Consider the following 23,168-nt stretch of genomic DNA (forward strand, 5'->3'; position numbering starts at 1 on the left):
GACCGTCCCCCGCAAGGAGCTTGTTCCGTGACCCCGTACGACGCCGACGAGACGCCGCAGCCGGACCCGGCGTCCCCGCCCGGCGAACCGGACCGGGGCGTTTCCGCCGCCGACGGCACACCGGCCGCGGCCGGGCAGACCTCCGGCCCGGCCCCCGTCACCCCGGCCGACGCCGCGGACGCCGCCCGGCTGGTCTCCTTCGGACTTCAGCCCAAGCTGCTGCCGGCCCGCGATGCCGACTACGGCGAACTCCTGCGCCGCTACCGCGACGACCCCGCCTTCGCCCGGCTCGCCGACGCCGTCGCCACCGGCCTCGGCCTGGTCGTCCTGGAGGTCTCCACCCGCGCCGGCATGGCCGTCACCGCCGCCGAGGACTCCGTCTTCGCGGTCCGCATGGGCGACTACGCCCGCCGGGCCTCCGCCGACTCCGCCGACCGCTTCCTGCACGGCCTGGCCCACCTCGCGGTCGCCGCGCTCGCCTTCCCGCGGCCCGAGGACCTCGCCGACGACGGCTACATCGGCCGGATCACCGTCAACGGCGTCGACGCCTTCGTCCGGCAGGCCTGCCGCCGCCTGGAGGAGCGCGCCGAGCAGCAGGGCGAGAACACCGACCCGGTCACCGACGCCCCCGGCCTGGAATCCGCCTGGCGGATCTACGCGCGGCGCAGCGCCACCGGCGCCACCAAGGACGCCCGGCGGCTGGCCGGTTCGACCACCGGCATCATCGCCAAGGCCGTCACCTTCCTCGTCGACTCCGGCTTCCTGCAGCGCACCGGCGACGACGCCGGCGGCGCCTACCGCACCACCGCCCGCTACCAGCTCCAGGTCCGCGACATGGCCGGCAGCGCCGCCATGGCCGAGCTCCTCGACCTGGGCATCGTCCCGGTCGCCGACGGCAGCGCCTCGCTGCTGCCCGGCGAGGACACCGACGCCCTCGACCTGGTCGCGGACGCCGGACTGCCCTTCCACTCCGGCTGACCGAGCACCCCACCCGCCCCCGCCGCCTCCCGCCACGACAACGAAAGTCCGCCATGTACGAGCTGTCCCGGGTCCGTCTCTACTCCATCGGGCCCGCCGGTGCGCGCTACGCCGACACCGTGCTGGACCTGCGCGGAGTCGGCGCGCCCGTACCCCGACCGGCCCCGGCCCAGGCGGACTTCTTCGAGGACGAGCCGGTCGGCCCGCCGCGCCGGCCGGCCCCCGCGGGCGTGCTCTTCCTGGAGAACGGCGGCGGCAAGTCCGTCCTGCTCAAGCTGATCTTCTCGGTGATGCTGCCCGGCCACCGCAACACCCTCGGCGGCGCCAGCTCCGGCGTGCTGCGCAAGTTCCTGCTCGCCGACGACTGCGGCCACGTCGCCCTGGAGTGGCAGCACGTCCTCACCGGCGAGTCCGTCGTCGTCGGCAAGGTCAGCGAATGGCGCGGCCGGCAGGTCTCCAACGACCCCCGCAAGTTCGCCGAAGCCTGGTACAGCTTCCGGCCCGGCCCCGGCATGAGCCTGGACTCGCTGCCGGTCGCCGAGGCCACCGTCGTCCGGCCCCGCCAGGAGGGCGCCGAGGGCTCCTCCGGCGCCCAGGGCCGCCGCCGCACGATGAAGGGCTTCCGCGACGTCCTCACCGAGGCCGGGAAGAACTACCCCAATCTGGACGTGATCTGGGAGGAGGTCCACGAACGCTGGAACGAACACCTCGGCGAGCTGGGCCTGGACCCGGAACTCTTCCGCTACCAGCGCGAGATGAACGCCGACGAGGGCGAGGCGGCCGGTCTCTTCGCGGTGAAGAACGACTCCGACTTCACCGACCTGCTGCTGCGCGCCGTCACCGACACCCGGGACACCGACGGCCTCGCCGACCTCGTCCACGGCTTCGCCCACAAACTCGGCCGGCGCGCCGAGCTCACCGCCGAACGCGACTTCACCGCCGGCTCCCTCGACCTCCTCTCCCGCATCGCCGGCGCCGCCGAACAGCGCGAACGCGCCCGCGAGGTGCACGCCGGCGCCGAGCGCCGCACCCGCGCCCTGGCCCAGCGGCTGCACGCCCGCGGTACCGAGGAGCGCGGCCGCGCCGCCGAACTGGCCGAACAGGTCGCCACCGCGGCCCACCGCGTCACCGACGCCGAGCGGGTCCGCGAGCGCCGCGCCCTGGTCTCCGCCGAACTCGCCTACCGGCACGCCTCCCTGGCACTGGCCGCCGCCGAGAAGGGCGCCGCCGCCCAGCGCCGCGAACTCAACGACGCCCGCACCCTGCACAGCGCCTGGCAGGCCGCCGAGATCGCCCTGCGGCACCGCGCCGCCGCCGACCGCTCCGCCCGGGTCGCCGCCGCCATCCGCGAGGCCGAGCGGGACGCCGCACCCGCGCTCGCCGCCCGCGCCACCGCCGCCACCGACCTCGTCCGCGCCCTGCACGCGGCGGCCGAGGCCGGGGAGCGGATCGCCAACGAGGAGGAGGAGCGCTCCGCCGCCCTCCAGGAGACCGGCGAGTCCGCGCACCGCGACGCGACCACCGCCGCCACCCACGCCCAGCGCGCCCGCAGCGAGGCCGACCACCTCCGGCAGCGGCTCGCCGAGGTCGCCCAGGAGACCGAGGAGGCCGTCCGGGCCGGCTGGCTGGACGACACGGCCCCGGACGCCGACCCGGCCCGCGCCGCGCTCGCCGCCTCGGACGCCGAGAAGGCCGCCGTCGAGTCCTGGGACGTGGCCCGGGAGGCGGCGGGCCGGGCCACCGACCGGGCCCGCGAGGCGGCCGCCCGGCACTCCGCCGCCGAACTCGCCGCGGCCCGCGCCGAGGACGCCGCCGAGGCCGCCGGGCGCGCCTACGACGCCGAGCGCCGGGCCGCCGAGTCGATCGGCGCCGAGCCGCGGCTGGCCGACCTCCTCGGCCTCCCGCCGGCCGACGGCCGCACCGTCGGCGTGCCCGGGCCGCGTACGGCCGGCGGCGCCGAGCCGGACACCCCGCGCCGCCCGGCCGGTGCCGGCCCGCTGACCGCCGAGGAACTGGACCGCAACGCCGACGCGCTCCAGGAACTGCTGGAGGACGGCGTCGCCGCCGCCGAGCGGCAGCTGTTCGAGCTGCGCACCGCCGCCGCCGACGACTCCCGGATCCTCGGCGCCCTCGGCGACGGCGGCCTGCTGCCACCCGGGCCGGACGTGCTGACCACCGTCGAGTACCTCGGCGAACACGGCGTGCCCGCGCTGCCCGGCTGGCGCTACCTCGCCCAGGCCGTCGACCCGGCCGACCACGCCCGGGTGCTGGCCGCCCGCCCCGAGCTCGTCGACGGCGTGATCATCACGGACCCGGACTCGCACGCCCGGGCCCGTGAGGTGCTCGGCCAGGCCGCGCTGCTGCCCCGCTCCGCCGTCGCGGTCGGCACCGCCGCCGCGCTGCTCGCCCCCACCCCCGCCGACGACGAGCGGGACCCGGCCGTCTTCCTCGTCCCGCCGAACCCGGCGATGCACGACGAATCCGCCGCCGACGAGGAGCGCCAGGCGCTGCGGGCCCGTGCCATAGAGCGCGACGAGGAGATCCGGGCGCTGGCCGCCCGGCTCGCCGGCGACCGCGCGCTGGCCGCCCGGCTCGGCTCCTGGCGCACCGGCTGCCCGGCCGGCCGGCTCGCCGAGCTCGCCGCCGCCGTGGAAGAGACCCGTACGGCCGCCGCGGAGGCCGCCGCCGAGCTGGCCGAGGCCCGTACCGCCCGGGCCGAGGCCGACGAGGCGTCCGCCGAGGCCACCCGGGTGCGCGACGAGCGGCAGGAGGCCGCTCAGCGCGCCCGCCGCGCCGCCGATCTGCTGGCCGGGCTCGCCCACCGGCTGCGCGAGCGCGCCTCCTGGCAGTCCCGGCTGCGCGAACTCGCCGACGAGGCCGCCGAGTTCGAGGCCCGCGCCGAGGAATGCGTGGACCGCGCCCGGGCCGCCGACGAGGACCGCCGGGCCGCCCAGCGGGCCGCCGACGACGCCCGCCGTACGGCCCGTGCGCTGCGCGCCGAGCGCGCCGAGATCGCCGGCGTACCGGACGACCTGGGCGAGGCGCCCGACGCCCCGAGCGCCTCGCTGCCCGCACTGCGCGAGGCCTACCGCGCCGCCTCCCAGCTCTACGAGAAGGTCGGTGTCGGCGCGGACCTGCGCGCCGAGCAGGCCCGCGCCGAGGGCGAGGAATCCGCCGCGCTGGCCGAGCTGAACCGCCTCACCAACAAGGTACGTACCCGCGCCGAGGCGCTCCTGGAGAGCCCGGACGCCGCCGACGGCCCGTCCCGGCAGGCCGCCGCGGCCCGCGCCGAATCGCTGGTGCAGATGCTGGAGAGCCGCGCCTCGGCCGCCAGCGAGCAGCTCGGCCGGCTCCGCGGCGAGGCCGAGCGGCTCGCACCGGCGGACGGCGAGGCGCACACCGAACTCCCCGACGAGCTGGTGCCCGCCGACGCCGACCGCGCCAAGGAGCTGCTGCGCACCGCGTCCGGCGAACTTGCCACCGCCACCGAGGCGCTGGCCGCCGCCCGCACCGGGCACGAGGAGCTGCTGCGGGCCCACCGCGCGGCCGAGGACGCGGCCGGCGGCTTCGACGAGACCGCCGCCCTGCTGCGCGATCTGCTGCGGGACCACCACGACCCCGAGGAGGGGGCACCGGCGCCGATCGAGCCGTACGCCGGTTCCCTCGACGCCGCCCGGCAGGCCGCCGCCGAGTCCCGCCGCTCGCTGCGCGGCTGCGCCGCCGATCTGTCCGCCGCGGAATCCGCGGTCCGCGAGGCCTCCGACATCCTCGTCCGGCACGCCAACTCCACCCGCTACGAACAGGTCCGGACCCCGGCCCGGCAGCAGATCCGCGAACTTCCCGCCGCGGCCCTGCCGGACCACGCCGCCAAGTGGGCCGAGGCGTTCGCGCCCCGCCTGCGGGTGCTCACCGACGAGCTGGCGCAGCTGGAGCGCAACCGCGACTCCATCGTCGACCGGCTGCGCGGGCTGGTCGAGTCCTCGCTCACCACGCTCCGTTCGGCCCAGCGGCTCTCCCGGCTCCCGGAGGGGCTGGGGGAGTGGTCCGGCCAGGAGTTCCTGCGGATCCGCTTCGAGGACCCCGACCAGGCCACCCTCACCGAGCGGCTGGGCGAGGTCATCGACGAGGCGACCCGCGCGGCCGTGAAGAAGAACAGCGATCTGCGCCGGGACGGGATGTCCCTGCTGCTGCGCGGGGTGCACGCCGCGCTGCTGCCGCGCGGGGTCGCGGTGGAGATCCTCAAGCCGGACGCGGTGCTGCGCGCCGAGCGGGTGCCGGTCGGCCAGATGGGCGACGTCTTCTCCGGCGGTCAGCTGCTGACCGCCGCCATCGCCCTGTACTGCACGATGGCGGCGCTGCGCAGCAACGACCGGGGCCGCGACAAGCAGCGCCACGCCGGCACGCTGTTCCTGGACAACCCCATCGGCCGCGCCAACGCCACCTACCTGCTGGAGCTCCAGCGGGCGGTCGCCGATGCCCTGGGCGTCCAGCTCCTCTACACCACCGGCCTGTTCGACACCACCGCGCTCGCCGAGTTCCCCCTGGTCATCCGGTTGCGCAACGACGCGGACCTGCGGGCAGGACTGAAGTACATCAGCGTCGAGGAACATCTGCGACCGGGCCTGCCCCAGCCCGACCCGTCCGGCGAGGCGGTCCACGGCCAGATCACGGCAACCCGGATGTACCGCCGCCCGGAGGAACCGGCAACCGGGGAGGACGCGACCGCGAGCTGAGGTTGCGCTTTGCGGCGCCCCCGTACGTAGCTGTCTGCGGCGCCGCGGGGCTCGTTCTCCGTTGCGCCTGCGGCGGGCTGGGTTGTTGTTGGGTGCGGTGACGGGCCTCCGGGGCCTTGTTCGTGGACTGCTGGCGCTTTACGTCCACGAACAAGGCCCCTCCGGCCCGTCCCCTCCCGTTGGGGGAGTGTGCGGGTGCGTGGGGGCGCGCGTCGTCGAGCCCGCACCTCGTGTGGTGTGTCGCCGGAATACCGCCCCAGACCGTTGCGTTGAGGCCCTGCAAGGGGCGCTCGCAACCCTTACGGGTTCTGTTCGAGCATCCCCTACGGGTACCCAGGCCCCCTTGCATGCCCCAACGCCCGCCCCCACGCACCGTATTCCCTTCCCCCAACGGGAGGGGACGGGCCGGAGGGGCCGGTTGTGTGGACGTAAAGCGTCAGCAGTCCACACAACCGGCCCCGGAGGTCCGTCACCGCACCCGACACCCACCCAGCCCGCCGCAGGCGCAACGGCGAGACGCCCCGCGGCGGGAAAGACGGGTACGTGCGGGGCGCCGCAAAGCGCAACGGCGAGCAACCAGCACGGCGCCGCAGCCGAAAACGTGGGAAGCCCCACTCACCCCGTGTAGCCCATGCGGCGGGAGAGTTCGACGGCTGCCTTCACGGAGCGTTCGGCCAGTTCCGGCAGGAGTCGGTGTTCCATCCGGTACGCCGGGCCGGAGACGCCGATCGCGCCGATCACCGCGCCGTCGTGGGCCCGTACCGGCGCCGCGACCGCGTTCAGGCCGATCTCCAACTCCTCGCCGGTGCAGGCGAATCCGTCCTCCAGCACGGCGGCCAGCTGCGCGCGCAGGGCGGCCGCGGTGGTGAGCGTGTGCGCGGTGAAGCGCGGCAGCTTGCGGGTCACCAGGCTCTCCCGGCGCTCCCGCGGCAGATGCGCCAGCAGTACCTTGCCGCTCGCGGTGGCGTGCAACGGGGTGCGCCGGCCCAGCCAGTTGTACGCGGTGACCGCGGCCGCGCCCCTGGCCTGCATGATGTTGACCGCGGCATCGCCGTCGAGGACCGCGATGTTGGCGGTCTCCCCGGTGTCGTCGGCCAGTGCCCGGCACACCGGCTGGCCCTCCTGGGAGATGTCCAGCCGGATCGCCGCGGCGCCGGCCAGCCGCAGCACGCCGGACCCGAGGTAGTACTTGCCGCGTTCCTTCTCCTGCTCCACCAGTCCGCGGCCCTCCAGCACCCCGAGGATCCGGAAGGCGGTCGACTTGTGGACGCCCAGCTCCGCGGAGATCTCGGTCACCCCGGCCTCGCCGAGCCTGGCGAGGATCTCCAGCACGCTCACCGCACGGTCCACGGACTGGACGGAACCCGCCCCGCCGCGCCGCTCCTCGGACCGGTCGTCCGAGGTCCCGCTCGTATTCGACATGGGTCTTCGTTCACCACCCGGTGGCCCCCGAGGGGTCGTGCGAGGGCATCTTCCGAGAAGCCCTTGACGGCCCGCTCCACGCCTTGGATTCTGTTGCGCATCGCGCTCTGCGATGCGTTATTCAGAACACATGATACCGATCAGCGCGAGGGGGGCCAGATGATTCCCGTCTGCCGCATCGAGGACCTGCCCGTGGGCGAGTCCGTACGGATCGAGATCGACGGGACCACCCCGGCCATCGCGGTCTTCCACACCGAGGACGGCCTCTACGCCGTCGACGACACCTGCAGCCACCAGGACGCCTCGCTCTCCGAGGGCTGGGCCGAGGGCTGCTTCGTCGAATGCCCGCTGCACGCCGCGCTGTTCGACCTGCGCACCGGCGCCCCGACCTGCCTGCCGGCCCGCCGCCCGGTACGCACCCACGAGGTCGGCGTCATCGACGGGACGGTCCACGTCCGGCCCGCGGTCAGGGAAGAGGCGGTGGCATGACGGTGGTGTGACGGCCCCGCGTGCCGACCGGGCCGCAGCGGCCGCTCAGGCGGCTGCGCGGTCCGCCGGCGCCGGCCGCTCCCGCCGCTGCCGGCGGCGCGCCCGCCGCCGCTCGCGCCGCAGCTCCCGGGCCGTACTGCTCGGCTGCGACTGCACCCCGTGCCGCTGCACCCAGACCTGCCGGGTCACCCACACGTCCAGCACCGCCCAGGTGGCGACCACCGTGCCGGCGACCGTGCCGAGCACCGCCGGGAACGCCAGCCAGGACCCCGCCAGCGTGCACAGGAACGCCACCATGGCGCCGATCAGGGTGATCGCCACGATGATCACGGCGCGTACCGCGGCGGTCCGCACCGGGTCCGCCATCCGGGGCCGGACCGCCGGCTCCTCCTGCCACAACGGCTCCCTGCCGGTGTCCATGACCGCGTCACACTCCCCGCATCCACCCCACGCGTCCGCTCCTTGCCGAGTGCCCGGGTTCCACCGGAAGATTCCCCGCCGCCGGACCCGTCCACCCCTCATGGTGCACGCACGGAAGCACCGCGGGGTTCCCCGGGGTAGAGCGAAACCGGCCAACCGTCCCGCCGCGCCCGTCGATGCCGCTGTGCACTCGCGGCGCACAAATACGGGCGGGTTGTCCGGGAATCGGCGGACAACTCAGGACGACCCTCCCGCTGGCCGCGGCACCGGGGCCCGGAGAGCCCTTCGGGTTGGTCCCCCGACAGTAGTAGGCTCGCGCCGTTTGTTGACGGAACACCACCCCCGTGCGCCGGGGTTGACGTTGGGGAGGCCATGCGCTTTCGCGGGAAGTCGGTCCGCCGGAAGATCGTGGCGTTGCTGCTCGTACCGCTGGTGTCCCTGACGACGATGTGGGCGGTCACCACCTATGTCACCGGCCGCTCGGCCAACCAGCTGCTGGACGTCGGCAATGTCGTCAAGAACCTGGGCTACCCCGTCGAGGACGTCATCCAGGCCCTGCAGCACGAGCGCCGCCAGAGCCTGCTCTACCTCGCCGACCGCCGCGGCGCCACCGCCCTGAGCGAACTGCACGCCCGGACCCGGGTCACCGACGACCTGGTCTCCCGGCTGCGCGCCGACGCCGCCGGCCGGGACGTCCGCGAGGACCTCGACGCCGGCGTCGGCGACCGGATGAACACCCTCCTCAAGGGCCTGTCCTCACTCCGCTCGCTGCGCACCCAGATCGAGCACAACACCGTCACCCGCGACGAGGCGATGGAGTCCTACGACGCCGTGGTCGACCCCGGCTACGACTTCCTCGCCGCGGTCCACGCCCTGGACAACGTCGAGATGGACAAGCAGGGCCGCGCCCTGGTCAACGTCACCCGCGCCCGCGAGGCCCTGGCCCGCGAGGACGCCCTGATGTCCGCGGTGCTGGCCTCCGGCAGCATGAGCCGGCGCGATGTGCGCGAGCTGTCCGACCGGGTCGCCGAGCGCCGGGTCCTCTACGGCACCAACCTGCCCCTGCTGCCCGCCCGGGACCGCGGCCTCTACGAGGACTACTGGCGCTCCGCCGCCGCCCGGGAACTCACCTCCTACGAGGACCGGGTGATCGCCGCCGGCGACCGGGGCGGGCCGGACGCGGTCAACGCCGAACGCTGGAACACCACCGCCGAGAAGGTGCTCGGCGACCTCGCCAGGATGGGCAAGGAGGCCGGCGACCGCTACCAGGAGCGGGTCGCGCCGGCCGCCACCAGCATCGTGCTCAAGGCCGTCGCCGCCGGCGTCCTCGGCTTCGTCGCCCTGCTGGTCTCGGTCATCGTCTCCTTCCGCATCGGCCGCCGGCACGTGAGGGACCTGACCCGGCTGCGCAAGACCGCCCACGAGGTGTCCGGCGTACGGCTGCCGAGCGTGATGCGCCGGCTGGCCGCCGGGGAACAGGTCGACGTGGAGACCGAGGCGCCCCGGCTCGAATTCGGCCCGGACGAAACCGGTCAGGTCGGGCAGGCGCTCCACACCCTCCAGCGGGCCGCCATCGAGGCCGCCGTCAAACAGGCCGAGATGCGCCGCGGGGTCTCCGAGGTGTTCGTCAACCTCGCCCGCCGCAGCCAGGTGCTGCTGCACCGCCAGCTGACGCTGCTGGACGCCATGGAGCGGCGCACCGAGGACACCGACGAGCTCGCCGACCTCTTCCGGCTCGACCACCTCACCACCCGTATGCGGCGGCACGCCGAGGGCCTGGTCATCCTCTCCGGCGCGGCGCCCTCCCGGCAGTGGCGCAAACCGATCCAGCTGATGGACGTGGTGCGCGCGGCGGTCGCCGAGGTGGAGGACTACGAGCGCATCGAGGTGCGCCGGCTGCCCCGGCTCGCGGTGGACGGCCCGGCCGTCTCCGACCTCACCCACCTGATAGCCGAACTCCTGGAGAACGCCACCGTCTTCTCGCCGCCGCACACCGCCGTCCAGGTGCTCGGCGAGCGGGTCGCCAACGGCTACACCCTGGAGATCCACGACCGCGGTCTGGGCATGCCCCCCGACCAGCTGCTGGAGGCCAACCTCCGGCTCGCCGAGACCCCCGAGTTCGAGCTGTCCGACACCGACCGGCTCGGCCTGTTCGTGGTCAGCCGGCTCGCCCAGCGCCAGGACGTACGGGTCACCCTGCAGCCCTCGCCGTACGGCGGCACCACGGCCGTGGTCTTCCTCCCCGGCGCGATCCTCACGGAGACCGGGGACGCGGGCGCCGGCCGGGAGGGCGGCGGGCCGGCCGCCGGACCGCCGGCCGGCGTCCCGATGGACGACGAACTCGACCACGCGGCAGGGAAGTTGGCCGCGCTCTCGCAGGTGCCGGTGCCGCTCCCCCCGAGGGAGGGGCGGGGCGTCGTCGACGGACCGGTCGAACTGGAACCGCCGCTGCGACCGGACGAGCTCGGCCCGCTCGACGACGAGGACGCCCTGTTCGGCGGCCCGCGCCGGGGCAGGGCCCGCGCACCGCGCGCCGGCATCGCCCCCGTACCGCCGGTCCCCGACGGCGAGCAGCACCAGCAGACCCGCGACCAGGCGCCCGGCGGCGGGCTCGCCCCGCTGCCGCGCCGCCCCCGCCCGCCGGTGCTGGTCTCCGACCACGGCCGAACGGTCGATGACCGGGACCGTGACCGGGAGCGCGAGGGGCACACGGACGAGGACCGGGACCGGCACCGCGAGCGGGGCCGCGACCGGGACGAGCGGCCCACCGCCCGGGGCTCCGCCGAGGGCCCGGCGGACGTCCCCGCGGACCGCCCCGACGACGCCGCCCCGCCCCGCGAGGACCCCCCGGCCGGCAGTGCCACCACGTCCACCGGGCTGCCCCGCCGGGTGCGGCAGGCCAGCCTCGCCCCGCAGCTCAAGGCCGACGGGGGCGGCCGGCCCGGACCGGAGCGGCCGGCCACGCCGGCCACGCCGGCCACGCCGGCCGCGGACGACGACCGCGACGCCGAGGCGGTGCGCGCCCGGATGGCCTCGCTCCAGCGCGGCTGGCAGCGCGGCCGCCGCCACAACGGTGAGGAGGACGAGACCCGCGCGGACGGCCCACCCCCGGCCGCGCACGACCCCGGCGGTGCACCGGCCGCCGCGGACACCACAGATCCGGATGCCCCGGACGGCGCCCCGCAGGACGGCACCGGCCCGGGCACCACAGCACCACCAGGAACCACATCGGGAGGGGACGGTCCATGACCGAACCGCAGGCAGCAGCGTTCACCACACCGGGCTCGGCGAAGGGATCCGGCGAGCTGAACTGGCTCCTGGACGACCTGGTCGAGCGGGTCGGCGCGATCCGCAAGGCACTCGTCCTCTCCAGCGACGGGCTCGCCACCGGCGCCTCGAAGGGCCTCACGCGGGAGGACGGCGAGCACCTGGCCGCGGTCGCCTCCGGCTTCCACAGCCTGGCCAAGGGCGTCGGCCGGCACTTCGGTGCCGGAGGGGTCCGGCAGACCATGGTCGAACTGGACGAGGCGTTCCTGTTCGTCAGCGCGGCCGGCGACGGCAGCTGTCTGGCCGTGCTGGCCGACGCGGACTCCGACGTCGGGCTGATCGCCTACGAGATGACCCTGCTGGTCAAGCGCGTGGGTACGCACCTGGGCACCGCGCCCCGGTCCGGTCCGGCCAGCTGAGCCAGACGACGGTGACACCATGAGCGATCAGGGCGGCCGGGCGGCGCGCGACCGGGCGGCGGCCCGCTGGTTCGACGACGAAGCGGGTCCCGTCGTCCGGCCGTACGCCATGACCCGCGGGCGCACCCGGACCGCCGCGGAGGGGCGCCTCGACCTGATCGCGCAGGTGATCGCCGAGAGCCGGGCGGCGCAGACGGCCGAGGACCAGACGCTGTCCCCGGAGCACGTGGAGATCGTCGAGCGGTGCCGGGACGCGCCGCTGTCGGTCGCCGAACTCGCGGCCGAGCTCGACCTGCCGGTCGGTGTCGTCCGGGTGCTGATCGGTGATCTGCTCGACGCCGGCCTGGTCCGGGTCAGCCGGCCGGTGCCGCCGGCCGAACTGCCGGACGAGCAGGTGCTGCGCGAGGTGATCGACGGTCTGCGGGCGCTGTGACCGGCCGGGACGTCAGCCGCCGCCGTCGCCCTGGTCCGTGCGGCGCGGCGGCGGCCACTGCTCACCGGCCCGGCCCGGCTCCAGCCGGTCGAGCGCCTCGGTCAGCTGGGCGACCACCTGCTGGATCTGCCGGTGGGTGGTGCGCCGCTCGGTGACGACCGCGGCGAGCAGCAGCGCGGTCAGCGCGGTGATCCCGTTGAACGCCTGCAGGGTGACCATGTTCGTGAACAGGTCGTGGTGCGCGAACGGTCCCGAGCGCTGGGCGGCGGCGACGATCGCCACCGTCGAGACCAGCAGCGCGCACGGCGCCGCGCCGGCCCGCTCGAAGCGGAACGCGGCCCAGATCAGGCACGGCGAGACGAGGAAGAGCAGGTTCATCGAGCTGCTCACGGCGAGTTCGGTGACGGCGAACGTGCAGGCCCCGAGCAGCACCCCTTCCCCCCACCGGTAGGGGCGGAAGCGCCCCCGGGGCGGCCACCGGACGGTGCTCAACAGCAGCAGCACCGGCGTGACCACCAGCACACCCATCGCGTCACCGGTCCACCACACCGCCCAGGTGGGCCAGAACCCGGCGCCGGTCAGCGCCCCGGAGAGGACCAGGACCCCGCTGCCGACGGTGGCGCTCACCAGCATCCCGGTCAGGGCGCCGAGGCCCACCAGCGCCACCGCGTCGCGCAGCCGGTCCATCCGGGTGTGGAAGCCCACCCCGCGCAGCAGCCGGTGGGAGAGCAGCGGGCCGAGGGTGTTGCCCGCCACGATGGCGCACACGACGAGGAACGACGGCCCCAGCGACACATTGACCAGGAACGCGCCCAGGGCGATGCCCGGCCACACCCGCGCCCCGAACAGCAGCAGCGCGGTCAGGGCGATCCCGGTGGGCGGCCACAGCGGGGTGACCTGCCCGCGGACCAGTTCCTGCAGCAGTCCGAGCCGGGCACTGCCGTAGTAGACACCGGCGGTGGCGAGGATCTGCACGGCGAGCGCCCGGTGCCCCGCCGTGGCCGCGAGCATCCGCCCGGCCACGCTGCCGGGTCCGTTCGGCGTCCGCCCGTCCACCGGCCCGCCTACCCGTAGGGGCCGCCGTCGTGACGCAGCACCAGGACGGCGGCGTCGTCGGTGTGGCCGGTCAGATCGGCGACCGCGACCACCTGGGCGGCGAGGTCGTCGGCCGCGGCCTCGTACGCCGCCCCGACGATGCCGGTCACCCGGGCCAGCCCCTGCTCGATCGGGAAGCTCGGCCCTTCCACCACCCCGTCGGTGAGCAGGACGAACGCCCCGGCCCGGTCCAGCCGGCGGCGGGTGACGGGGTAGCGCTGGTCGGGGAAGATCCCCAGCGGCAGCCCGCCCGGGTCGGTGAGCACCTCCGCACCGGCGGCGGTGCCCCAGACCGCCGGCAGATGCCCGGCCCGGGCGCCGGCGAGCTCGCCGCACGTCGGCTCGAACCGCAGGAAGCTGCAGGTCGCGAGGAGGTCGGAGCTCATCGACAGCAGCAGGTTGTTGGCCCGTTCCAGGACGTCGCCGGGGTCGGTGGTGGCGCCCGCGACGGCGCGCAGGCCGGTGCGGACCTGGCCCATGAAGGCGGCGGCCTCCACGTCGTGGCCCTGGACGTCGCCGATGACGAAGCCGAGCGAGCCGTCCGGCAGGGCGAAGGCGTCGTACCAGTCCCCGCCGATGTCCAGCCCGGTCTGCGCCGGGACGTAGCGGGCCGCGGTGGTCAGCCCGGGAAGGCCCGGGAGCTCCGGCGGGAGCATGTGCCGCTGCAGTTCCTCGGCCAGTGCCACCCGTGCCTGCTGCAGCTTGATGCGTTCCATGACCTGGCCGGTGAGCCGGCCGAGGATCCCCAGCAGTTCCTCGGGCGACGGTCCGGTGCCGCGGCGTCGGTTCATCGCGCACTCCGCTCCGGATGCGGCTCGCGTCCGCCTCTCACCCTACGCCCGGCCCGCGGACGCCGCCGGGCTTTGTTGAGCAATGGTCAACAGCGGGCTAGGCTCGGTGATCAGCTGTTCCGTTGTCACCGCGGCCGCGCTCCGCCGTCACCGCGGCCGGCCGCCACCGGACGAGAGGCACCACCATGCCCACCGACGCCACCCCCGACCCGGCCCCCTTCGAGCACCTGGAGATCCAGGTCGGGCCGCACACCCATGACGCCCTGGCCTGCGGGCCCGCCGACGGGGACCTGGTCCTGCTGCTGCACGGCTGGCCGGAGTTCGCCGACTCCTGGAGCGAGGTGCTGCCCGCCCTCGGCGCGGCCGGCTACCGGGCCGTCGCCGTCGACCAGCGCGGCTACGCCCCCGGCGCCCGCCCGCCCCGGATCGCGGACTACGCCGTCCCGGAACTCGTCGCCGACGCCCTCGCCTTCGCCGACGCCCAGGGCGCCGGCCGCTTCCACCTGGTCTCCCACGACTGGGGCGGCATGGTCGCCTGGGCGCTGGCCGGCGCCCACCCCGAGCGGCTCAAGTCCCTGAGCGTGCTGGCCACCCCGCACCCGGAGGCCCTCAACCGGGCCGCCGCCGAGGACCCCACGCAGCATCACCGCCTCGACTACGTCCGCTTCTTCCGCCGTGACGACGGCGCCGCCGAGGCGGCCCTGCTCGCCGACGACGCGGCCCGGCTGCGCGCCGTCTACGGCGGCAAGGTCCCCGACGCGCTGGTCGACGGCAACCTCCGCCGGCTCTCGGCACCGGGCGCGCTCACCGCCACCCTCAACTGGTACCGCGCCCCCGAGTCCGTCATCTCGGTGCCGGCCGGCCGGATCGCCGTGCCCACCCTCTTCCTGTGGGGCAGCGAGGACGTCGCCCTGGGCCGGGGCGCGGCCGAATCGACGGGGGAGTGGGTGGACGGCCCGTACCGCTTCGAGGTCCTGGAGGGCGCCAGCCACTGGCTCCCCGAAGAGGTCCCCGGGCTCGTCACGCCCCCGATCCTCGACCACCTCGCCCGGCACGCCTGACGCCCGGCACGCCTGACGCCCGGCCGGGCCGCCACGGCCGCCGGACCCGGCCCGGCACCGCCGTACACTGCGGGCATGTCCGGCAAGCGAGGCACCCGACTCACCCCCGACCAGCGCCGGGAGCAACTGGTCGGCATCGGGCTGGAGATGCTCGCCGACCGGGCCCTGGACGAACTCTCCACCGACGAGGTCGCCCGGCGCGCCGGCATCTCCCGCGGGCTGCTCTTCCACTACTTCGACTCCAAGCGCGACTTCTACCGCGCCGTGGTCCGCGCCGCCTGCGACCGCTTCACCGCCGCGACCGAACCGGACGCCGGCCTGGAACCGGTCGCCTGGATGCGCGCCTTCATCGCCGGTTTCGTGGCCTACGTCCTGGAACACCGCCAGGTGTACCTCGCCCTGGTACGCGGCGCGGCGGGCAGCCATCCCGCGGTCGCCGACCTCGTCGACGAAACCCGCGCCACGGTCGCCCGCCGGGTCCGCGACGGGCAGCGGCGGCTCGGCCTGCCCCCGGCCCCGCGGCTGGAGGTCGCCACCCGCGCCTGGATGGCCTTCGCCGAAGAGGCCGCCATCACCTGGCAGATGGCGGAGCACGGCACCGAGGAGGAGCTCTGCGCCTTCATCGAGGCCGGCCATGTGAGCCTGCTGGGCCTCCTCGACCGGCCCCAGAGGCTCGCCCCGCGCTGAACGGCCGCCCCCGCGGCCGTGTCCCAAGCGTGACGGATCTCAAGTGGGCGGCGCGCCGAGCACGTTGTACGGTGCCTGTGCGCCTGCTGCCCGCTCCCCACACGCCCGGGGGCACAGACGTGAGCACCGCCCGCACACCCGGAAATACAGGAGAAGGTACCCATGGTCTTCGGGCGTTCCGACCGTCGTCAGCAGACCGCCGCCGCCGACCCGGTGACGCTCAAGATCCTGGTGGCCGGCGGCTTCGGGGTCGGCAAGACCACACTGGTCGGCGCCGTCAGCGAGATCAGACCGCTGCGCACCGAGGAGCGGCTGACCGAGGCGGGCCGCCCGGTCGACGACCTCCAGGGGGTGGAGGCCAAGAGCACCACCACCGTCGCCATGGACTTCGGGCGGATCACCGTCAACGACCAACTGGTCCTCTACCTCTTCGGCACCCCCGGACAGGACCGCTTCTGGTTCCTCTGGGACGAACTCGCCCGCGGCGCGCTGGGCGCGGTGGTCCTCGCCGACACCCGCCGGCTCGCCGACAGCTTCGCCGCGATCGACTACTTCGAGCGCCGCGGACTGCCCTTCACGGTGGCCGTGAACTGCTTCGACGGCGCCGACCGCTACCCGCCCGAGGCGGTCCGCGACGCCCTGGACCTCGACCCCGACGTGCCGGTGATGCTCTGCGACGCCCGGCAGCGGGACTCGGCCAGGGACGTGCTGATCGCCGTCGTCGAGCACGCGATGCACACCGGCGGCCGGCGCCGGGAGCCCGCACTGCCCTGACCGGGGAGCCCCGCACGGGTACGGCCCGCACCCCGCCGTCCGGGGCCCGGGCCGTACGTCCGCAGCCCGCCGCTACGAGACGGCCGAGCCGTCCTCGGTCAGCCAGCCGAAGCTCCGCTCCACCGCCCGCCGCCAGTTGGCGTACTCGCGGTCCCGGACCGCACCGTCCATCCGCGGCACCCACTCGGTGTCGCGCTTCCAGTGGCTCCGCAGCTCGTCCAGGTCCTGCCAGACACCGGTGGCGAGCCCCGCCGCGTAGGCCGCGCCCAGGCAGGTGGTCTCCGAGATCACCGGCCGGATCACCGGGACGCCCAGCACGTCCGCCTGATGCCGCATCAGCAGCTTGTTGGCGGTCATCCCGCCGTCCACCTTCAGCTGGGTGATCCGCACCCCGGAGTCCTGGAACATCGCGTCCACCACCTCCCGGGTCTGCCAGCTGGTCGCCTCCAGAACGGCGCGGGCCAGATGCGCCTTGGTGACGTAACCGGTCAGACCCGTGATCACCCCGCGGGCGTCGGAGCGCCAGTACGGTGCGAAGAGACCGGAGAACGCCGGCACGATGTACGCCCCGCCGTTGTCCGGGACGCTCGCCGCCAGCTGCTCGATCTCCTCGGCCGAGGAGATGATGCCGAGCTGGTCGCGGAACCACTGCACCAGCGCTCCCGTGATGGCGATGGAGCCCTCCAGGCAGTAGACCGGGTCCTCACCGCCCAGCTGGTAGCCCATGGTCGTCAGCAGCCCGCTCTTCGACGCCACCGGGCGGTTGCCGGTGTTCAGCAGCAGGAACGAACCGGTGCCGTAGGTGTTCTTGGCCTCGCCGACGCCGTAACAGGTCTGCCCGAAGACCGCCGCCTGCTGGTCGCCCAGCGCGGACGCCACCGGCACCCCCTGCAGCTGGCCCACCGCGGAGCCGTACACCTCCGCCGACGAGCGGATCTCCGGCAGCATCGCGGCGGGCACGTTCATCGCCGAGAGGATCGCCGGATCCCACTGGAGGGTCGCGAGGTTCATCAGCATCGTGCGGCCCGCGTTGGTCACGTCCGTGACGTGCACCCCGCCGTCGACGCCGCCGGTCAGGTTCCAGATCAGCCAGGAGTCGATGGTGCCGAACGCGATCTCGCCGCGCTCGGCACGCGCCCGCAGGCCCGGCACCTCGTCCAGCAGCCAGGCCGCCTTCGGCCCGGAGAAGTAACTCGCCAGCGGCAGACCGGTGGCCTCGCGGAACCGGTCCTGGCCGTCCGCGCCGCCCAGTTCCGCGCACAGCTGCGACGTCCGGGTGTCCTGCCAGACGATGGCGTGGTGCACCGGCCGGCCGGTGGCCCGGTCCCACAGCACGGTGGTCTCCCGCTGGTTGGTGATGCCCAGCGCGCTGAGCTGGTCGGCGCGCAGCCCCGCCTTGGTGAGCGCACCCGCCACCACGGCCTGCACCTTCGTCCAGATCTCCGTCGCGTCGTGCTCCACCCAGCCGGGCCGCGGGAAGATCTGCCGGTGCTCGCGCTGGTCCACGGCGACGATCGACCCGTCGTGGTCGAAGATGATGCAGCGGCTCGACGTGGTGCCCTGATCGATCGCGGCGACGTACTTCTCGGTGTGCTGGTTCATGCCGTCAGGCCTCCTGGCTCCGAGTGGGTACCCGGGTCGCACCCGTGGTGCGCCCGCCTTCGTGCGGCCGCACCGGTCAGAATGCCGCCTGGTAGACCAGTCCGGAGAGCACCGCGCCGATCAGCGGCCCGGCCACCGGTATCCAGGCGTAACCCCAGTCCGACGACCCCTTGTTGGGGATCGGCAGCAGGGCGTGCACCACCCGGGGGGCGAGGTCCCGGGCCGGATTGATCGCGTAACCGGTCGGCCCGCCCAGCGACAGCCCGATCCCGACCACCAGCAGCGCGACCAGCAGCACGTTGATGCCCGAGCCGTAGACCCCGGCCCGCTCGCCGGGCACCTGGCCGATCCCGATGCCCTTGTTCTGGCCGAAGAACAGCAGCGGCAGGACCAGCCCGACGGTGGCGATGACCTCGGTGACGAGGTTGGCCACCGGCTTGCGGATCTCCGGGGCGGTGGAGAACACCCCCAGCGTCGGCTGCGCCTTGTCCTCCTCGGCGTTCGCGGCGAACTGGGCGTAGTACAGCGCCCACGCCAGGACCGCCCCGATCGCCGCGCCCACCATCTGCGCCAGCACGTACACCGGCACCTTCGACCACGGCGTGCCGCCCGCGACCGCCGAGCCGACCGTCACCGCCGGATTGAGGTGCCCGCCGGACAGCGGCGCCGCGGTGTACGCCCCGGCCAGCACGCCCAGGCCCCAGCCGAAGGCGATCACGACCCAGCCGGCGGCCCGCGCCTTGGAGTGGTGCAGGGTGACCGCGGCGCACACCCCCGCGCCGAAGAGAATCAGGATCGCGGTACCGATCACTTCACCGACGACGATGTCCCCATTGGTATACATGGCGGCTCCTTGTCCCTGGCCCGGGGGCGTCCCCCGGTCCTCCGCGGTCGGGTGCGTGCCGCCGGCGGGCAGCGGGCAGCCGATGCCACCCGGCCGGGGCGCCGGAGTGCGGCGCTGCCGACTTGGCACGGGGAAGTGTTCACCCGGCCTGAGAGGGCGTCAAGGTCGCCCGCAGCAGCGGTCGTTGACCACCCATGGCGGTCTTCGCCGTGCCACCCGCCCGCCGCGTCAGCCCCGCGTCCGCAGCCCCTCCGGCCCGGCCGGACCCGGCACCCGGGCCACCGCCCCCCGGCGCACCTCCCTGCCCGCCGAACCCGGCCGGCCCACCACCCAGCTCGCCCCCGGCAGCGCCTTGGCCTCCTTCTTCAGCGGGGCGAGCGCCGCCGCGGCCTCGTGGTGCCCGCCGACGCTGCCGGGCGGGCACACCACCGTCGCCAGCGACAGCGTCACCGGCCGCCCGCCCGCCTCCCAGGCCACGTCCAGCAGCGCGGCCGCGAACGGCCCCAGCCCGTCCGGCTCGGTCAGCACCAGGAAGTCGTCACCGCCGATGTGACCCACCCGGCAGGACGGCTCGTCCGCCGCGACCCCGGCCAGCGTCCGCCCCACCGAGCGGATCAGCTCATCGCCCGCCGCGAACCCCGCACCGTCGTTGACCTGCTTGAATCCGTCCACGTCCAGCCAGCTCAGCGCGAACGCCCGCCCTTCGGCGATCCGCCGGTCCACCTCCGCGTTGACCTCGTCCGAACCGGGCAGCCGGGTCAGCGGATTGAGCCGGGCCGCCTCCTCCACCCGGCTCTCCGCCAACGCCCGCAGGATGTCGGCGAGATGCACCACGCCCATGCACCGCCCCCGCTCGTCCACCACCGCCACGTCGTCCCCGGTGCGCGCCCGGTCGCCCTCCGCGATCACGTCGAGCACCTGCCAGGCGGTGGCGTCCGCACCGACCGTCCGCGGCCGGTCCGCCAGCCGCAGCGCCGGCCGGTCCGCGTACAGCGCATGCCCGTACCGCCCGGACAGCGACAGCAGGAACCGGTCCCGGTCGATCGCCCGGACCGGCACCCCGTCGGTGTCCACCAGCAGCACCCCCGACACCTCGGGAAAACCGGTGAGATGGCTGCGCACCGCGCCCGCCGACGCCGTCATCGGCAGCAGCGCGGCCGGCTGCAGGAACTGCGCCACCGGCGGCCCGGACGGCGGACGGTACGTCGCCGCGGCCGGCCCGCTCACCACCGGGGACACCGGCGGCGGCAGGTACACGTCGGTGGCCGGCCGTCGCGCCGGCGGGGCGAACAGATGCCCCTGCGCCAGCTGCACCCCGGCGTCCCGGACCGCCGCGTACTGCCGCTCGGTCTCCACCCCCTCGATGGCCAGCAGTCCGCCGATCCGCTCGCACAGCTCCCGCATCGCGGCCACCACCGCCTGCCGGCCCCGGTCGGCGTCGAGCCCCGCGCACAGCGACGCATCGAGCTTGACCAGGTCCGGTGCGAGCGCGCCGAGCAGCCGCAGCGGCAGATCGCCGTCGCCGACCCCGTCCGCACAGATCCGGAAGCCCTCGTCCCGCAGGCCCGCCACCGACTCCAGCAGCGCCGCGCCCGGGACGTGGAGGAACGGCCCGCCGATGTCCAGGGTGATCTCCCACGGGCGCCGGCCCACCTCGTGCACGGCCTTGGTCAGCGACGTCAGCCGGGGCAGCTCGGCGACCGTGCCGGCGAAGACGTTGACGTGCAGCGGCAGCAGGGTCTCCTGGTGCGACGCCGCCCGGACCGCGAGCGCGGCCAGTTCGGCGTCCAGGTCCGGACAGCGCCGCGCGGACGTCAGGACGTCGGCCGCACCCGGCTCGGGGCGGGCGAGTATCTCCATCGCCGCGACCGAACCGGTCGAGAGGTTCACCACGGGCTGGAAGGCGAAGCGAAGCTGGTCCGTCCACGCAGGCACGGGCAGCAGCATTCCCCTCCACGACCCATCGCGATGTGTGATTAACGCACTGTTCACGCATCCTTCCGGAGCGTACGGGCGGTCGCCCCCGCGACGCACACACCGCGTTCGACCGGGCGCGCTACGCCGGCCGACCGCCCCGGCGGACCCGGCCCGTCCGGACGAGGAGAACGGACTGGACCGTGCCACGCCCCGATTGCTATGTTGTTCTCGCCCCGAGAAAGACTCAGGGTGAGAACAACTGCCGGGGAGGTGACGGACGTGACCGGAAAGGACCCGCGCGCCAAGGGAGTTGGCGCCGGTGCCGGCGACGACAGTGCCTTCCTCGCCGCCTACGACCCCCGGGACTTCCCCGCGATCGCGGTGACCGTCGACATCGTCGCCCTCACCCTGCGCGGCGGCGCGCTGCACGTCCTGCTCGTCGAACGCGGCGGCCGCCCCTTCCGCGGCGCCTGGGCGCTGCCCGGCGGCTTCGTCCGCGCCGGCCAGGAGTCCCTCGACGGGGCCGCGGCCCGCGAACTCGCCGAGGAGACCGGCCTGGACGCCGCCCACCTGGAACGCGTCCACCTCGAACAGCTCGGCTCGTACGGCGAGCCGGCCCGCGACCCGCGGATGCCGGTCGTCACCGTCGCCTACCTCGCCTTCGCCCCCGACCTCCCCGAGGCCCGGGGCGGTGGCGACGCGACCGCCGCGGTCTGGATCCCGGTCTCCCGGCTCGCCCTCGGCGCGCGCCAGGACGGCGGTACGGACCGGACGCCGGCCCGGGGGAGCGCGGCCGGGGACCGGGACCGTACGGCAGGGACCTCCGGCGAACCGGACGCGGCCCACCCGCGTCCCTCAGAGCAGGGTCCGGGGCACGGGATCGACGGGGGTGATTCCGTGCCCCGGACCCCGGACGGCACCCCGCCGGGCCCGGACGCACCCGCCCCGCTGCCGCTCGCCTTCGACCACGCCCGGATCGTCGCCGACGGCCTGGACCGCGCCCGCGCCAAGATCGAGTACACCCCGCTGGCCACCGCCTTCCTCGGCGAGGAATTCACCATCGCCGAACTCCGCGGCGTCTACGAGTCGGTCTGGGGCAGCCCGCTGCACGCCGGCAACTTCCACCGCAAGGTGCTCTCCGTCCCCGGCTTCGTCGAGCCCACCGGCGCCACCGCGTCCCGCGGGGGAGCCCGTGGCGGCCCGCGCGCCCGCCTCTACCGGGCGGGCGACGCCGCCCTGCTGCACCCGGCCCTGCTGCGCCCGGACCGGGACGGTTCCTGAACCCCCCGCCCCGGGCACGTCCCGTCCGGCCACGTCCCGCCAGGTCAGCCGCGCGGCCGGTGCCCGGTCAGCGACCGGCGGGACACCGGGAAGTCGAAGTAGGTGTCCGGGAACGTCTCCGGGGTGAAGGTGTAATGCCACCACTCCGCCGCATAGTTGACGAACCCGGCCCGCTCCAGACCGTCCTTGAGCAGCAGCCGGTTCGCCCGCTGCACGCCCGTGACCCGCGGGTCGAGGGTGTGCGCCAGGGTGTCGAAGCAGTCGAACCCGGTCCCCATGTCCAGCGAGTTGTCCGGGAAGCGGGCCGCCCGCGGCCCGTAACAGGGCGTCAGCGCCTCACCCGGCACATACGGCCGGGTCGGCAGGGCGGGCAGCCGCACCAGCGTCAGATCGACGGTACTGCCCCGGCTGTGCCCGGACTTCTCGGCGATGTAGCCGTCCCGGAACAGCGTCGACTTGTCGACCCGCGGATAGAACTCGCCCTTCATCCGCTGGTCGCCGAGGTCCTCCGCCCACGCCACGAAGTGGTTCACGGCGCGCTGCGGCCGGTAGCAGTCGTACACCTTGAGGGAGTAGCCGCGGCGCAGGAACGAGCGCTGCGCCCGGTGCAGCGCCCGCGCCGCGTCCCTGGTCAGCAGGCAGATCGGCGCCCGGTAGCCGGTCACCGGGACGCCCATGAAGTTGTGCGGGGTGAAGTAGCGCATCTCCTGGAGGATGGTGGGATCGACGTCCCGCAGGGCGACGAACTCCCCCGGCGCCTTGGGGTCGTGGGCCGGCGCCGACGGCGGGGCGGGCCGGGCGGTCGGTGCCGCCGCGGCGGGGGAGAGCGCGGTGACGGCCAGCAGGGCGGCAGCGGCGACGGTGGCGGCGCCGCGCAGCGCGGCAGCGAGTATCGGTCTCGGCATGGCCCCCGTCTATCAGGCGCGGCGGCCCGTGCGGAAGACCCCGATCACCG

The 23,168-nt window shown here is 74.9% G+C and carries 18 protein-coding genes; 10 read left to right on the top strand and 8 right to left on the bottom strand.

Annotation, left to right across the window (positions count from 1 at the left end; genetic code table 11):
* Positions 1-27: 27 nt before the first annotated feature.
* Together ACZ7MX_RS11490 and ACZ7MX_RS11495 are read left to right on the top strand one after the other, a co-directional pair.
* Positions 28-978: a hypothetical protein gene (locus tag ACZ7MX_RS11490; RefSeq protein WP_472131332.1), complete on the top strand. Its 951-nt coding sequence runs from the start codon at positions 28-30 to the stop codon at positions 976-978.
* A gap of 53 nt (positions 979-1,031) precedes the next feature.
* Positions 1,032-5,711: a hypothetical protein gene (locus ACZ7MX_RS11495; protein WP_472131333.1), complete on the top strand. Its 4,680-nt coding sequence runs from the start codon at positions 1,032-1,034 to the stop codon at positions 5,709-5,711.
* 615 nt (positions 5,712-6,326) lie between these two features.
* On the opposite strand, the gene ACZ7MX_RS11500 is transcribed toward ACZ7MX_RS11495, so the two are convergent.
* Entirely contained in the window at positions 6,327-7,133 is an 807-nt protein-coding gene (locus ACZ7MX_RS11500) for an IclR family transcriptional regulator (RefSeq protein WP_472131334.1), read from the bottom strand.
* Positions 7,134-7,292: 159 nt separating this feature from the next.
* Between ACZ7MX_RS11500 and ACZ7MX_RS11505 the strand changes: the two genes are divergently transcribed.
* The gene (locus ACZ7MX_RS11505; protein WP_472131335.1) at positions 7,293-7,622 is read left to right on the top strand and encodes a bifunctional 3-phenylpropionate/cinnamic acid dioxygenase ferredoxin subunit; all 330 of its coding nucleotides are present in this window, start codon (positions 7,293-7,295) and stop codon (positions 7,620-7,622) included.
* A 45-nt stretch (positions 7,623-7,667) separates the two neighbouring features.
* On the opposite strand, the gene ACZ7MX_RS11510 is transcribed toward ACZ7MX_RS11505, so the two are convergent.
* Positions 7,668-8,042, bottom strand: a complete 375-nt coding sequence (locus ACZ7MX_RS11510; protein ID WP_472131336.1) for a hypothetical protein — start codon at positions 8,040-8,042, stop codon at positions 7,668-7,670.
* Between the two features lie 372 nt (positions 8,043-8,414).
* Between ACZ7MX_RS11510 and ACZ7MX_RS11515 the strand changes: the two genes are divergently transcribed.
* Genes ACZ7MX_RS11515 through ACZ7MX_RS11525 form a run of 3 tightly spaced genes read left to right on the top strand, consistent with a single transcriptional unit; the run spans position 8,415 to position 12,161 of the window.
* Entirely contained in the window at positions 8,415-11,291 is a 2,877-nt protein-coding gene (locus ACZ7MX_RS11515) for a sensor histidine kinase (protein ID WP_472131337.1), read from the top strand.
* The gene (locus ACZ7MX_RS11520; RefSeq protein WP_472131338.1) at positions 11,288-11,728 is read left to right on the top strand and encodes a roadblock/LC7 domain-containing protein; all 441 of its coding nucleotides are present in this window, start codon (positions 11,288-11,290) and stop codon (positions 11,726-11,728) included. The genes ACZ7MX_RS11515 and ACZ7MX_RS11520 overlap by 4 nt, the downstream gene beginning before the upstream one ends.
* Positions 11,729-11,747: 19 nt before the next feature.
* Positions 11,748-12,161, top strand: coding sequence for a DUF742 domain-containing protein (locus ACZ7MX_RS11525; protein WP_472131339.1), 414 nt, complete (start codon positions 11,748-11,750; stop codon positions 12,159-12,161).
* A 12-nt stretch (positions 12,162-12,173) separates the two neighbouring features.
* Here the strand turns inward: ACZ7MX_RS11525 and ACZ7MX_RS11530 are convergent, their stop codons facing one another.
* Both ACZ7MX_RS11530 and ACZ7MX_RS11535 read right to left on the bottom strand, forming a co-directional pair.
* The gene (locus ACZ7MX_RS11530) at positions 12,174-13,172 is read right to left on the bottom strand and encodes an MASE1 domain-containing protein (protein ID WP_472131383.1); all 999 of its coding nucleotides are present in this window, start codon (positions 13,170-13,172) and stop codon (positions 12,174-12,176) included.
* Between the two features lie 53 nt (positions 13,173-13,225).
* Positions 13,226-14,047: a PP2C family protein-serine/threonine phosphatase gene (locus ACZ7MX_RS11535; protein ID WP_472131340.1), complete on the bottom strand. Its 822-nt coding sequence runs from the start codon at positions 14,045-14,047 to the stop codon at positions 13,226-13,228.
* Between the two features lie 185 nt (positions 14,048-14,232).
* On the opposite strand from ACZ7MX_RS11535, the gene ACZ7MX_RS11540 reads away from it, so the two are divergent.
* The 3 genes from ACZ7MX_RS11540 (at position 14,233) to ACZ7MX_RS11550 (ending at position 16,569) form a co-directional block, all read left to right on the top strand.
* Positions 14,233-15,108, top strand: a complete 876-nt coding sequence (locus ACZ7MX_RS11540; RefSeq protein WP_472131341.1) for an alpha/beta fold hydrolase — start codon at positions 14,233-14,235, stop codon at positions 15,106-15,108.
* Between the two features lie 75 nt (positions 15,109-15,183).
* The gene (locus ACZ7MX_RS11545; protein ID WP_472131342.1) at positions 15,184-15,795 is read left to right on the top strand and encodes a TetR/AcrR family transcriptional regulator; all 612 of its coding nucleotides are present in this window, start codon (positions 15,184-15,186) and stop codon (positions 15,793-15,795) included.
* A gap of 162 nt (positions 15,796-15,957) precedes the next feature.
* On the top strand, positions 15,958-16,569 hold the full coding sequence (locus ACZ7MX_RS11550) for a GTP-binding protein (protein ID WP_472131343.1): 612 nt from the start codon (positions 15,958-15,960) through the stop codon (positions 16,567-16,569).
* 72 nt (positions 16,570-16,641) lie between these two features.
* On the opposite strand, the gene glpK is transcribed toward ACZ7MX_RS11550, so the two are convergent.
* The 3 genes from glpK to ACZ7MX_RS11565 form a co-directional block, all read right to left on the bottom strand.
* On the bottom strand, positions 16,642-18,171 hold the full coding sequence (gene glpK, locus ACZ7MX_RS11555; RefSeq protein ID WP_472131344.1) for a glycerol kinase GlpK: 1,530 nt from the start codon (positions 18,169-18,171) through the stop codon (positions 16,642-16,644).
* Between the two features lie 76 nt (positions 18,172-18,247).
* The gene (locus ACZ7MX_RS11560; protein ID WP_472131345.1) at positions 18,248-19,015 is read right to left on the bottom strand and encodes an MIP/aquaporin family protein; all 768 of its coding nucleotides are present in this window, start codon (positions 19,013-19,015) and stop codon (positions 18,248-18,250) included.
* A gap of 228 nt (positions 19,016-19,243) precedes the next feature.
* Positions 19,244-20,950, bottom strand: coding sequence for a bifunctional diguanylate cyclase/phosphodiesterase (locus ACZ7MX_RS11565; RefSeq protein ID WP_472131346.1), 1,707 nt, complete (start codon positions 20,948-20,950; stop codon positions 19,244-19,246).
* Between the two features lie 261 nt (positions 20,951-21,211).
* On the opposite strand from ACZ7MX_RS11565, the gene ACZ7MX_RS11570 reads away from it, so the two are divergent.
* Positions 21,212-22,213: an NUDIX hydrolase gene (locus tag ACZ7MX_RS11570; protein WP_472131347.1), complete on the top strand. Its 1,002-nt coding sequence runs from the start codon at positions 21,212-21,214 to the stop codon at positions 22,211-22,213.
* Positions 22,214-22,257: 44 nt separating this feature from the next.
* Here the strand turns inward: ACZ7MX_RS11570 and ACZ7MX_RS11575 are convergent, their stop codons facing one another.
* Entirely contained in the window at positions 22,258-23,118 is an 861-nt protein-coding gene (locus tag ACZ7MX_RS11575; RefSeq protein ID WP_472131348.1) for a M15 family metallopeptidase, read from the bottom strand.
* Between the last annotated feature and the right edge of the window lie 50 nt (positions 23,119-23,168).

The sequence above is a fragment of the Streptomyces sp. NPDC107765 genome (assembly GCF_055657085.1).